The organism is Lujinxingia vulgaris (assembly GCF_007997005.1).
In the GTDB taxonomy this organism is placed as follows: Bacteria; Myxococcota_A; Bradymonadia; order Bradymonadales; family Bradymonadaceae; genus Lujinxingia.
Map to the genome: position 1 here is coordinate 59,862 of NZ_VOSL01000055.1, position 12,598 is coordinate 72,459.

General features: G+C 65.4%; 10 protein-coding genes. 5 read left to right on the forward strand and 5 right to left on the reverse strand.

Annotation, left to right across the window (positions count from 1 at the left end):
* Nucleotides 1–40 precede the first annotated feature (40 nt).
* Nucleotides 41–2,563, reverse strand: a complete 2,523-nt coding sequence (locus FRC96_RS14150; RefSeq protein ID WP_230470264.1) for a bifunctional serine/threonine-protein kinase/formylglycine-generating enzyme family protein — start codon at nucleotides 2,561–2,563, stop codon at nucleotides 41–43.
* Nucleotides 2,564–2,836: 273 nt separating this feature from the next.
* Between FRC96_RS14150 and FRC96_RS14155 the strand changes: the two genes are divergently transcribed.
* Nucleotides 2,837–3,583: an enoyl-CoA hydratase/isomerase family protein gene (locus FRC96_RS14155; RefSeq protein ID WP_146975292.1), complete on the forward strand. Its 747-nt coding sequence runs from the start codon at nucleotides 2,837–2,839 to the stop codon at nucleotides 3,581–3,583.
* Between the two features lie 162 nt (nucleotides 3,584–3,745).
* Here the strand turns inward: FRC96_RS14155 and FRC96_RS14160 are convergent, their stop codons facing one another.
* Nucleotides 3,746–4,273: a hypothetical protein gene (locus FRC96_RS14160; RefSeq protein ID WP_146975294.1), complete on the reverse strand. Its 528-nt coding sequence runs from the start codon at nucleotides 4,271–4,273 to the stop codon at nucleotides 3,746–3,748.
* Nucleotides 4,274–4,546: 273 nt separating this feature from the next.
* Between FRC96_RS14160 and htpG the strand changes: the two genes are divergently transcribed.
* Nucleotides 4,547–6,496 (forward strand): molecular chaperone HtpG, encoded by a 1,950-nt coding sequence (gene htpG / locus FRC96_RS14165; RefSeq protein ID WP_146975296.1) that lies wholly within the window; start codon nucleotides 4,547–4,549, stop codon nucleotides 6,494–6,496.
* A gap of 406 nt (nucleotides 6,497–6,902) precedes the next feature.
* Complete coding sequence (locus tag FRC96_RS14170) at nucleotides 6,903–7,808, forward strand: hypothetical protein (RefSeq protein ID WP_146975297.1); 906 nt, start codon at nucleotides 6,903–6,905, stop codon at nucleotides 7,806–7,808.
* A 46-nt stretch (nucleotides 7,809–7,854) separates the two neighbouring features.
* Here FRC96_RS14170 and FRC96_RS14175 read toward each other — a convergent pair whose 3' ends face one another.
* The gene (locus FRC96_RS14175; protein WP_146975299.1) at nucleotides 7,855–8,064 is read right to left on the reverse strand and encodes a DNA gyrase inhibitor YacG; all 210 of its coding nucleotides are present in this window, start codon (nucleotides 8,062–8,064) and stop codon (nucleotides 7,855–7,857) included.
* A gap of 213 nt (nucleotides 8,065–8,277) precedes the next feature.
* Here FRC96_RS14175 and FRC96_RS14180 point away from each other — a divergent pair, with 213 nt between their 5' ends.
* Together FRC96_RS14180 and FRC96_RS14185 are read left to right on the forward strand one after the other, a co-directional pair.
* Nucleotides 8,278–8,676, forward strand: coding sequence for an acyl-CoA thioesterase (locus FRC96_RS14180; protein ID WP_146975301.1), 399 nt, complete (start codon nucleotides 8,278–8,280; stop codon nucleotides 8,674–8,676).
* 126 nt (nucleotides 8,677–8,802) lie between these two features.
* Nucleotides 8,803–9,519: a YceI family protein gene (locus tag FRC96_RS14185; protein ID WP_146975302.1), complete on the forward strand. Its 717-nt coding sequence runs from the start codon at nucleotides 8,803–8,805 to the stop codon at nucleotides 9,517–9,519.
* Nucleotides 9,520–9,925: 406 nt separating this feature from the next.
* Here the strand turns inward: FRC96_RS14185 and FRC96_RS14190 are convergent, their stop codons facing one another.
* Both FRC96_RS14190 and FRC96_RS14195 read right to left on the reverse strand, forming a co-directional pair.
* Nucleotides 9,926–11,038: a 4Fe-4S binding protein gene (locus FRC96_RS14190; protein ID WP_146975304.1), complete on the reverse strand. Its 1,113-nt coding sequence runs from the start codon at nucleotides 11,036–11,038 to the stop codon at nucleotides 9,926–9,928.
* Complete coding sequence (locus tag FRC96_RS14195) at nucleotides 11,035–12,315, reverse strand: NAD(P)/FAD-dependent oxidoreductase (protein WP_146975306.1); 1,281 nt, start codon at nucleotides 12,313–12,315, stop codon at nucleotides 11,035–11,037. Before FRC96_RS14195 ends, FRC96_RS14190 begins: the two co-directional genes overlap by 4 nt.
* Nucleotides 12,316–12,598: the final 283 nt, after the last annotated feature.

The following is a 12,598-nucleotide window of genomic DNA, read 5'->3' on the forward strand; positions in this document are numbered from 1 at the left end:
ACGGGGAAACGACGGCGTGCTCGAAGCAACCTAAACGCGCTCAGCTGCGTTTCGAGCGTCCGTAGTCGCGGGCCAGTCGAAATCCGGTGCCGACCGAGGTGGCGGTGCCCGAGCGCAGCTCGCGCGAGGTCAGCCGGCAGTTCTCAGGGGTGGCGAACCAGAAGCCGCCGCGGTGGGGGTGGGTGGGGTTGTCGGAGGCACCGATGGTGTCGGCGCACCAGTCGCGGCAGTTGCCGGCGGCGCCCCTCAGTCCGTAGGGGCTCTCATCATCGGGGAAGGCGTGGACGGTGGTCGGCGTCTGTGTGCCGGAGTGGACCATGTTGCACCAGGTGGGATCGAGGAAGTCACCCCAGGGGAAAAAGCGGCCGTCGACGCCGCGGGCGGCTTTCTCCCACTCCGCTTCGGTGGGGAGGCGCCAGGGCTTAAAGGTGCGGGCGCTCTCCCAGGCGGCAAAGGCGCGCGCGCTGTGCCAGCTGATGTGGGTGACCGGCCAGGCAGCGACATCGGGATCCAGGGTGTCGTCGATGGCGTAGTTTCCCATCGCGTCTTTGCGGTACATGAGCGCGCCGCCCTGATGGACGGCACCTCCGGGAGCGTGCAGCTGGGCCTCATCATGTCGGCCCTGTGCGATGAGGTCGTTGAGAAACTCCAGGTACTCGCCATGGGTGACAGGATGGCGGCGGATCACAAAGGCGTCGACCCAGGTCACCTCCCGTGGCGGGCTGCTGCTCACAAGAGGATCGCCGCCCTGCCAGAAGTAGCCAGGGGGCACATAGACTTCGTCCTCGGTGAGCTCATCGGTGAAGGGAAGTTCGATGGGGCGCGGGCGGTCGGTGCCGGGGGGGATGCCGGTCCAGCGCTCCTGGCGTTCGATGACCACCGGGTAGCGCACCGACTGGCGGCCCGCGGCGTTGAGCACAACCAGGTAGCTGCCCATGGCCAGCTCGGTGCCAATGAGGGGGGTGAAGCCCAGGAAACGTTTGAGGCCGGGGATCAGCCGACGATCTTTTTGAACGTAGCGGAAGATCTCCACGCGCGCCCCGGGCGGGTCGGTAAGCAGGTTGAGCTGGCCGTTCCCGGCGAGGTAGTCGTCAAATCGCCCGGTGTTGTGGGCGCGGATGAAGATCTCCAGGGAGGTGGCGCGCGTGAGGTCGCGCTCGAGCTCGGCGCGGGCGTGGTCGTGCTGGTAGATGCCGGCCAGGCGGTCGTGGGCTTCGCCCAGATCGGGGACGTGGGCCAGGGCCGACTCCAGGTGACGGACCGCCTGGGCGCGCATTGCGCCGGCCTGACGATCGAGAAAGAGGGCCTCCTCCTCAAGCTCCCAGGCGGCGCGTTTTTTGTCGACCGGGGCGGTGTGGCTGAGCTGGTCGAGGTGCTTGCGCGACTCACGGCGCAGGCGGTCGGCGCGCTCGCGCAAGGCACTGTGACGGGGAATGAGCTCATCGGCCTGGGCGACGAGGCTTAAGGCCTGCTGGCGGCGGTTGGCGCCGTCGCGCCAGTCGCTGATAAGCGTCGCGAGCGCCTCGGCGTCGGGAGGGCGGTGCTCGGGCTCGGGAGACATCGCGCGCAGACACACCTCAATGAGGGCCGAGGGCGCGCCCAGGGCCTCACCCGGGGAGCGCTCCAGACCGCCCATCACCTTGAGAATGATCGCGGTGGCGCTGGGGCCCTCAAAGGGCGGGCTGCCATCGAGCACCTTGAAGAGGATCGCACCCAGGGAGTACACGTCGGCCGCCGGGCCCAGACGGTCGTGCTCGCCGCGGGCCTGCTCCGGCGACATGAACGCCGGCGTCCCCACGATGCTGCCCTGGTGGGTCTCATAGACGGCCTCCTGATTGCGATCGGTGGTGACCTCGCTCTCGGCGTTCCCCAGCTCGCCATGCTCCTCGCTGCGACCCCGGATCTTCGCCAGGCCCCAGTCCAACACCTGCACCTCACCGTAGTCCCCGACCATGATGTTGGAGGGCTTTAAATCGCGGTGCAGGATTCCGCGGGAGTGGGCGTACGCGATGGGTTCACAGGCGCGCAAAAAGATGCTGATCAGCGAGCGGAAGGTGCGGTCCCAGTCCCGCTCGGCCGCCGGCAGGGCGCGAAACTCGGCGTGACGCTCGGCGATGACTTTGGAGAGGGTGCGACCGCGCACCTCGCGCATCGCAAAGAAGACGCGGCCATCGTCAAGCCGGCCCAGCTCGTGCACGGGAACAATCCCCGGATGATCAAGCTGGGAGGTGAGCTGGGCTTCGTCGATAAAGCGCGCCAGCGCGCCCGGGTCCGCGACGCGATCGGGGCGGATGACCTTGAGCACCAGGCGACGGTTGAGCGTGGGGTCGCGCACCCGATACACCTCCCCGCTGCCCCCGCGGCCTATCAGCCCCAGGTTGATGTAGCGGCCGATCGTCTGACCCACCTCCGGGGTGCTATGGTACGCCACCGCTCCGGGCGTCACTCGCCGCTCAAAAGGCCGCGGCGTCGACGGCTGCGCCGGGTTGGTCGGCTCCGGCGCGTGGGTTAGCGTGTCGGCCACCGCAGGGCTATCCGCCGGGTTGTCATCGTGATGGGACATCTCGCAAGTCCACCGCAGTCGTGAGAAACCATGCACTGTGTCGGGTCCGAATCGACCCATGACGCGTTCGGGTGAGTGGCGAGTTTAGATCATCGCCGGCGGTGGTGCACGTGGTCTTCGCCTCGACGCGAGATCATGGTTGGCGAGTGCGGATCCTCGACCGCAGCGCCCGGGTGTGCAACCTTGCCGCGTGCGTCGCGCACCTCGGGTGTGCGTTGCGCCTATCGAAACAACCATCGCCGCACCCGCCCGGTGCGGCCCCCAGGAGTAATGATGAGTGAGACGATCCGTGTGGAGCGGCACGAGGGCGTGCTGGAGATTATCTTTGATCGCCCCGAGCGCAAAAATGCCCTGACGCTGGCGATGTATACCGAGGCCGCCCGTCAGTTGCAGCTGGCCGGCGATGACGACGCCATCCGCTGTGTGATGGTGCGCGGGGAGGGCGGCCACTTCAGCAGCGGTAACGATCTCAAAGATTTTATGAACGATCCGCCGGTCGATGAAGACAGCCCGGTGTTTCGCTTTTTGCTGGCGCTGCGCCGCTGTCCCAAACCGGTGATCGCCGCGGTGGAGGGCTACGCCATCGGCATCGGCACGACGATGCTGCTGCACTGCGACCTGGTCTACGCTGCCCGCTCGACGCGATTTCGCCTGCCTTTTGTGGAGCTGGGGCTTGTGCCCGAGGCCGGCTCCAGCCTGATCCTGGGGCAGATCGCCGGGCACCGCCTGGCCGCCGAGCTCCTTTATCTGGGCGACTTCTTTGATGGCGAGATGGCGCTGCGCTGCGGCATCGTCAACGAGCTCGTCGAGGATGGCGAGGTGGCGACTCGGGCCCATAAGGTCGCGCAGAGGCTGGCGGCGAAGTCGCCCCAGGCGCTGCGCCTGACCAAGTCGCTCTTGCGCCGCGGTGATGAGCAGGAGGTCATCGAGGCGATGCGAGCGGAGGCGGCGATCTTTGCGGCGCGCCTGGGCTCGGAGGATTTTCAGGCCGCGGTTGCGGGCTTTCTGGGCAAAAAGTAGCCCGATCAGATACGCCGGCACCTCATGCCTCGTAGATGCCCCGGGGCGGACTTCTCGGATGAACAAAAAGCCTCGCCGGGGCCGCAAAGCAGCGGCCCCGGCGAGGCGGTGGTTTGAGGTGAGCCGGGGGACGTGGCTCACGTCAGGAGGGCAGACTGCCGATCAGTACTCCTCGGGCGCTCCGCTCTCGGAGGGCTCGGTGGTGCCAGGTTGGGAGTCGGCCGGCGCAGCTTCGGGCGCTGCCTCATGCAGCTTGCGAAGCGACTCGGTGATCTCTTTCTCGAAATCGTTGGTCTTCTCGCGGATCTCCTCGGCGGCGTCGGCGACATCTTCGGTGCCTCCGGCGGCCATGCGGTTGGCCTCATCGCGTACCTGATCGAGGCCCTCCTGGACCTGCTGCCAGCCCTCACCAAACTCTTCCTCTCCGGTGGGGCCCCCGCCGTAGGGCTCGGTCGTCTCCTCAGCCGAGGGCGACTCCATGTCGCCTGCGGCCGGATCCTCGGTGCCCTGTTCGGCCGGTGCCGGCTCGGTGGGCATCGGCTCGGTGGCCGGCTCTTCTTCAGCCGGGCCGCTACCGTAAGGCTCGTTGGTCGGCTCGTTCTGGTCGGTGTTCATATCACAGGCCGCCAGCGAGAGGCCGCCGGCCAGCAAAAGCGCCAGTAGGGCGCGTTGAATCGATGTTGAGCGCATGATGATACCTCGTGGCTCGGGTCTGTTGCGCGGCCCGATCGGTTCGTCGTGCTGCTCGATGCTCGATCCCGGCGAACGCCGCGCGTCTCCTGATAAAGTTAGGAGCGAGAGCGACCCCACCAAATATTGGTTTCGGATCGCAGGGCTTGTCTGCGGCGATCGATCTTTTAGAATGCCGGCCCCAACCGCCTCCCCGGCCGACGAATGAGGCCCGGGAGAGGGGCGTGGTTTTTTAGATTTCGACGTAATTTCAACAGGATAGGAGAGGTTGTTATGGCTCAGGAAAAAGAGACGCGGGCCTTTGAGGCCGAGGTCAGCCAGGTGCTGCGGCTGATGATTCACGCGATGTACTCCAACAAGGAGGTCTTCTTGAGGGAGCTGGTCTCCAACGCCTCCGACGCCATCGACAAGCTGCGCTTTGAGGCGCTGGCCGACGCCTCGCTGCGCGCCGACCAGAACGAGCCGGTCATCACGCTGACGCTCGATAAAGAGGCGCGCACGCTGACCATCGCCGATAACGGCATCGGCATGAGCCGCGAGGAGGTCACCCGCAGCATCGGCACCATCGCCAGCAGTGGCACCCGCGAGTTTCTGGAGCGCTTAAGCGGCGACCAGAAGGCCGACGCCAACCTCATCGGCCAGTTCGGCGTGGGCTTCTACTCGGCCTTCATCGTCGCCGAACGCGTCGTGCTGACCACACGCCGCGCCGGCAGCCAGGAGGCCGTGCGCTGGGAGTCGACCGGCGAGGGCGACTACACCCTGGAGGCGGCCGAGAAGGAGGGGGCGGGCACCGAGATCGTGCTGCATCTTCGCGAAGACGAAGACGAGTTCCTTGAGCCGCTGCGCGTCGAGACGGTGATCCGGCGCTACTCCGACCACATCTCCTTTCCGATTATGCTCGTCGAGAAGGTCGAGCAAGGCGATACGCAGGAAAGCGATGAGACCCGCCAGCTCAACCAGGCCTCGGCGCTGTGGACTCGCCCGAGCTCGGAGATCAGCGAGGAGGACTACACCGAGTTCTACCGCCACGTGGCCCGCGCGTTTGATGAGCCGCTCACCCGGGTGCACATCACCGTGGAGGGGCGTCTTAAATTCACGCTGCTCCTCTTTGTGCCCTCCGCGCGACCCTTCGACCTGACGATGGGCGGCCAGGAGCGCACCGGCGGGGTCAAGCTCTACGTCAAACGCGTCTTCATCATGGATGAGGCCGAGGTCTTTCTGCCGCGCTACCTGCGCTTTGTGCGCGGGGTGGTCGACAGCGACGATCTTCCCCTGAACGTCTCTCGCGAGCTTCTCCAGGATAACCGCGTGGTGCGCTCGATGCGCCAGACCGCGGTCAAGAAGGTGCTCGAAGCGCTCGAAGAGCTCAGCGCCGACGCCGAGAAGTACGCCACTTTCTGGAAGGCCTTTGGCCCCATCCTCAAAGAAGGCGTGATCGAAGACGCGGACCGTCGCGAGCAGGTAGCGGCGCTCGCGCGCTTTGCCTCCACCGGCACCGAGGGGGCTGAGCAGACGCTGAGTCTTGCGCAGTACATCGAGCGGATGCGCCCCGGCCAGGACGCCATCTACTACGTGACCGCCGACAGCTATGAGGCGGCGCTGGCCAGCCCCCACCTCGAGATCTTTAAGGCGCGCGGGGTGGAGGTGCTCGTGCTCACCGATGCGGTCGATGAGTGGCTGGTCAACCACCTCAATGAGTACGAGGGCAGAGCGTTGCGCTCGGTGGCGCGCGGGGCGCTCGATCTGGAGTCACTTGGCGAGTCGGATGATGCGGCGAGCGAGGAGGACCCTGAATCGAAGGATGAGGAGGGAAGCGAGGAGGACGCCTCCTCGCAGGAGGCCCCGGCGCCCTGGCTTGGCGAGGTCGGCGAGCTGCTGGGAGAGCGGGTGCGGGAGGTGCGCCTCTCCAATCGCCTGACCGACTCGCCATCGTGTCTGGTGCGCGAGGAGTGGGAGATTGGCGAGCGCATGCGGCGGATTCTTGAGCAGGCCGGAGAGTCGGTGCCTTCGAGCGCGCCGATCCTTGAGCTCAACGAGCACCACCCCCTGGTAGCGCGCCTGATCTCGGAGTCGGATGACGAGCGCCGCCGTCGTTTTGCCGAACTTCTGCTCGACCAGGCTCGCCTCGCCGAGGGCGGCCAGCTTGAGGCGCCGGCGCTCTTTGTGCGGCGTCTCAATGACCTCTTGCTGGAGCTTCTGAGCGAAGATCCGACCGAGGCATGAGCAGGCTTGGTGTCGAAGTGCCCTTTTAGATCAAGGGTTTGCGTGGTGTTTCGGGGCGTGGCGATGTGGAGCAAAGCGGCAGGAGGCCGCCCGGGCTCCGGCTCGTCGCGCCCCTTTTATAGGACCGGGGAGGGGGGGAGGTGCGGGGGGAAACCGTACGAAAAGGGGGAGGGGGGATGCCTCGATTGAAGATCGGCGCGCGCGCTGCGTCCTACCCACACGACAGGCTCGGGCAGGCTGCCGGGCGTTGTGGGAGGCCCGTGGCGAGGCGGCTGCTTAACCACCCGTTACGTCAGCATCGTTGGAGGTGGCCTCGACGCTTTGTTAGGTTGAAGGGTGGCCCGGAACCTCTCCGATGTTCGGAAGAGGTGGGGGGTCAACGTGATGATTTCATCAGGGGTAGACGATGATGTGGAGCAGGATGGCGCGGGTGATGAGCATCGCGATGATGGCGTCCATGATGGCGGTGAACGCCGGCGCCCAGGAGACGCCTTCCTCCAACCCGGTGGAGGCCCTGCAGCGCGCCAACCGCCTGGCGATGGCCGGGGCCTGGACCCGCTCGGTGCCTCATTATGAGGCGGCGATCCTCAAGGCCGGAGAGAACTTCCCCATCGCCTACTTCAACTTCGCCGAGGTTTTGCGGGCGAAGAAGCAGTGTGAGCGCGCGGTGCTCTTCTACCAGGCCTACCTGGATCGCGGCGACGCGCAGGACGTCATCGAGGAGTCGCGCCAGAACGTGCAGAATTGCATCGACGGCGGCGCCGAGATGGTCTTTGAGGGAAACGAGCCGCCGCTCTCGGAGGGCGAGCCGCGCTGGGTGCGCGTCACGCTCGTCGCCCGGGATGTGGCCCGGGGCCGCATCGACATCGACGGGTTCCCGATGTTCTTCAGTGGTGAGGAGCGCCAGCTCTGGATGCGCTCGGGAAGCTACCGGGTGGGGGCGACGCTTGCGGATCATGAGCCGCTGCAGACCGAGATCGTGATCGGCAGCGCGCCGGAGCAGCGCGTGGAGCTCAACGCCGAGCCGATGCTCTTTACCGGCAGCCTGAAGGTGCTGGTGGACAGGCCCGGCGCAAAGGTGCGCGTGGAGCCGCGGGAGTTGGATGCGCCGCAGCGCGCCCGGATCGAGACCTTCGAGGTGCTGACCCCCTGGGAGGAGGCCCGCGAGCTTCCCACCGGCACCTACTTTGTGGAGGTAACCCTGGCGGACCACCACCGCTGGATCCGCAACGTGGAGATTGAGCGGGACCGGCCCTCCGAGGTCAATGTGCGCCTGCGGCGTATGTTGCCCGAGGCGATCCGGCCCCGCTGAGTCGCGCCCTTTTGACGGGCGTCACGGCCGGTGCGCCGTGGCGCGTTCAGTCGTCCTGGCGAGGCCGGCGCACCTCCTCGACGATCTCTTCCGGGGAGGCGCTGCGGCCGGGCACCAGGTAGGCGCCGCCGAACCATTTCCCCAGATCTTCGCTTTTGCAGCGCTCCGAGCAGAAGGGGAAGGCCTTGTTCTGATCGAGCAGCGCGACCTCCGCGCGGCAGATCGGGCAATGCGGGTGCGTCTTTTTTTCACTCATGGCGGGGGCCTCGTGGGTCGTGGTGCATGCCTCTTGCGGGCTTAAAATGGAGCTGAAGTGAAGGTTGGGCGCGCGGCCCTGGCGGCGTGATGCAAAAAAGCGACACGGCGTTGCGAAGTGTGAACTTGAATCCCCGGCGGGGGAGTCTAAACCTTCGGGGCGCTTTTCCCTACGTGTCAGCGCAACGCTACCTTCGGCTCAGGATGTCATGACGTGAACGCTTCCAACCCCTTCAGCACAACTCTGCGCGTTCGAGGTTACGAGCTCGACGTCTTCGGACATGTCAACAACGCTGTCTACCTCAATTATTTTGAGCATTGTCGCTGGGAGGCTTTTGGCCAACTCGGTGGCGATGTGCGCAAGAGCGACGCGCAGATGGTCGTGCGCAAGCTCAGCGTGGAGTACATGGCCGCGGCCTTTCTCTTCGATGAGATTGAGGTCTCGTTGTGGATCGAGCGCCTGGGTCGCACCAGCGCCACCTTCGGGCAGTCGCTTCGGCGAGTCGCCGATGGGCAGGTGCTGGCCACTGCGGAGTTCGTCATGGTGACGATCGACGCGAGCGGCCGCCCGGTGGAAGTTCCGCAGTGGTTGCGGGAACAACATCAGGCCTGAGTTTGTAAGGTTGCCCGGCGCGCTCACCTGCTGGTGGGCGCACCCCGAACACCGTCACTCAACGACAAGGGTCAGGTCTCATGTGGAGGCCGCCCGCGTATCAACCCCCTTTAAGGAGTACCGACGATGCACACCAAGACCTGGATGATCCTTCTGATTGCTGCGCTTACCCTGGCTGTGGCCTGTGAGAGCGAGATCGATGGCAAGGCGGCCGCCGAAGTGGCCGAGCCCACCACCGAAGAGGCCGCTCCGGCTGAAGAAGAGGCCGCCCCGGCCGAAGAAGCCGAGGCCAAAGAAGTCCGCGAGCTGGCCTTCAACACCGAGACCTCCAAGATCGAATGGGTTGGCGCCAAGGTCACCGGCGACCACACCGGCGGGTTTGAGAAGTGGGAGGGCGTCGGACACGTCTCCGGCGATGCGACCCTGGAGAAGGTGGTGTTCACCGTGGACACCACCTCGATCTACTCCGACAACGAGCGCCTGACCGGCCACCTCAAGAGCGATGACTTCTTCGCGGTCGAGAAGCACCCGACGGCGACCTTTGAGTCGACCGAGATCGTGGAAGGCGCCGAAGGCGACGCCACCCACACCGTCACCGGCAACATGACCATGCTGGGCAACACCAAGCAGATCACCTTCCCGGTGACCGCTTCGGTGGAAGACAACACGCTCAAGGTGGCCAGCGAGTTCACCATCAAGCGTTTTGACTTCGGCATCGAGTACAAGGGCAAGGCCGACGACCTGATCCGCGACGAGGTGCTGATGAAGCTCAACATGGAGCTTCCGCTCACCGCTGAAGCTGTCGCTGAAGAAGCGGCTGCCGCCGAAGGCACCGAAGGCTAAGGCCTTGCAGGCGGGATATGCGCTGCAGGCCGACGTCAGGGTCGAGAGGCTCGCCGACGGCGACGTAGCGCTGCTCGCTGACGATACAAAGAACCCCCGGTAACCAGCGGTTGCCGGGGGTTTTTTGTTCAGCGTTTTTGTTCAGGGCGCCCGGGCGATGCGGTTGGGACGGCCGCATGCAAGACGGTGCGTCATCCTGACCCCGGGGCCTGTTGAGACCTGACCCACGGTCGGCCGAAGTCGTTGTTTTAAGCGTGCAAGACGGTCGTCGGGGGCTGACCCAGGGACGGCCCGAAACCTGACCCACGGTCGGCCGAAGTCGTGATTTTATGCGGGCAAGAGGGGCGACGCAGCTGACCGTGGGTCGGTCTCAGAGCCGACCCACGATCGCGGTGCCAAAATGAAATCAGCCGCGGTAGGTCTCGTTGAGCAGGGCGTCCATCGAGAGCTCCTGCGGGTCGCGGCGCCAGCGGTTTTCCAGGCGCAGCACCCCGCGGGGGCAGACCTCCGCGCAGATGCCGCAGCCCACGCAGCTTGCGCGCACAAAATCCTGGTTGCGCTGGGCGTAGGCCCGCACGTCGATGCCCATCTCGCAGTAGGTCGAGCACAACCCGCAGCTGATGCACATATTGTCTTTGACGCGGATGCGGTAGCGCCCAAACTTCTGCACAAGCCCCAGCAGCGCGGCCATCGGGCAAAAATAGCGGCACCAGACCCGCGTGCCCCCCACCGGGTAGAGCGCCACCCCGATGATGCCCGAGAGCAGCGTCATGACCACAAAGCCGTAGAGCGAGCGCAGGCTGGCGGCGCGCTCGGCGAAGACCGGATAGTTCTGGCCAACGCCCCACGACGCGATCACCAGCGCTGTGGTCACCAGCGCTAAGAAGAGCGTGATGTGGATCGACCACTTCTCAAAGGCCCACGCCTTGCTCGATTTATTCGAGAGGTGCCGAAAGGGCTCGCCGGCGGTGTTCGCCAGCCCCCCGCAGCCGCAGACCCAGGAGCAGTACCAGCGCTTGCCAAAGAAGATCCCCAGCAGCGGCACCATGATCAGCGAGCCCAGCAGGCTGAAGAGGATAAAGGGCAGCGGCATCGACAGGATCGTCGAGGGGTAGAAGTAGTCGATCTGCAGGGGCCAGAGGTAGCTGAAGTAGTACTCGGGCTGCTCGAAGATCGTGAGCACCCAGGGCACCGAGAACGCCAGGGTGGCCTGCACAAAGATCACCACCGAGGTGCGGATCACCTGGTAGCGGTTATGCCGGTATTTATAGATGACGTACGCCCCGCCGATGGCGATCGCCAGCGTGTAGAGCAGGCCGTAGAAGGTCCACTTGCTGGGGAGATGCAGCGCCTGGGCGATGGGCGTAAAGAGATCCGGGATGGCGACGCCGGCCAGGGTGCGGCCGCCGTAATAGAGGATGAAGTAGAAGGCAAAAAGCCCCAGCGTCAAAAGCCAGGCGGTGGGGCCGCGGTGGGTCAGGTCGTGTTTCAGCCAGCCCAGAGATCCTTTTTGTCTCACAGCGTGCGCTCCTCTTCCTTGAACGTCGTAAGGTCGACGCGGCCGAACTCCACGTCGAACTGGGCGCGGTGCAGGTGCTCGCGCACATAATCGAGCGGGCGTCGCTCGGCGATCCACTGCTGCAAGAGCGTGTGGTCCCAGCGCGAGCCCAGCATGCTAAAGCCCAGCACCCGATCCTCATTGAAGAGGATACGCTGGGTGATGGGGCGTTTGGGGTGGCTCCGAAAGAGCGAGCGGGTGCCCGAGGGCACGCCCACACACTCACCGACGGTGGTGTATTCGATGCCGAAGAACTTGGAGCTGTTGTAGAAGATCGGTGGCGAGTAGTGGACCTCGTCGCCGAGGATGGCGCTGGCGGCGCGCTGGCCCTGAAGTTTTGCGGAGTACCAGATGGTCTCCAGCAAGGGCGGCTCATCGGCACCGCCGATCTCGGCGCAGTCGCCTGCGGCAAAGACGTCGGGCAGAGAGGTGCGAAAGCTGCGGTCGACGCGGATGCCTCGCCCGAGCTCCGGGGAGGTCTTGACCTTGCGCAACCAGTCCACGTTGGGCACCACCCCGATCGCCACGCCGAGCATCTGCGCCGGCAGGTGGCGACCATCGCTTAAGCGCACCCCGCTCACCCGCCCGGCCTCATCGCTCTCGATGACCTGGAGCTCCTGGTCGACGATCAGATCGATGCCGTGGCGGCGGATCTCCTCGCCAATCAGCTCCCCCTCGTCAGCGGCCAGCGCCGCCGGCCAGAAGTAGGGCTCGCGCACCACAAAGCTGACCTTGAGCCCGTGATGCACGAAGCTCTCAGCGAGCTCCACGCCGATGAGGCCACCGCCAAGCACGACGGCCTCCTCGGTCGACCAGGTCAGCCGCTCGCAGTGATCGAGATCCTGCATCGAGACGAAGTTCACCAGCCCGTCTTTGACCTCATCAAGCCCCTCAAAGGGCACCATCCGCGGGCGCGCGCCCACCGCAAGCAAAAGTCGGTCGTAGCTGAGCGTGGCGCCGGAGCGCAGCGTGATGGTGTGGGCGTCGGCGTTGATGTCGACGACCCGATTCTGGATGCGCTCGATCTGCTGGCGGCGGTACATCTCGCGCTCGTAGGGCTCGAGATCCCGACGCTGCATCGTGTCCATGTAGGCGTACATCAGCGCGGTGCGCGAGAAGAAGTAGGGGTGCTCCTCGCTGATCAGCGTAATGCGTGCATTCTGCGGGGAGAGGCGCCGACGGATGGCCAGCGCGGCCTCAGTACCAGCAACGCCGTTGCCGACGATGACAACATGCATGGGACTCTCAGGTGCTATTATTAGGGGGGGCGAAGCGCTTAAAAGCGTGATGGAAGGTGGCGGGTTGCATCCCGCCAGACACACCGTAACACTTGTGGTCGTCTCCCCCTATTCCCGTGGCCAGGCGATCTTATCTCGGCCACGCTGGTGATACATAAGGGCGATCCGCTCCGTAGGTCTGCGCCAATCGGGTGCCACGGTGAGCAGAAGCGGAGCCCGCGGATGCGACATAAGCGCCGAACTCGGACAGCCTCGTGCTCTCGGCCAGAGACACAAAAGCGAT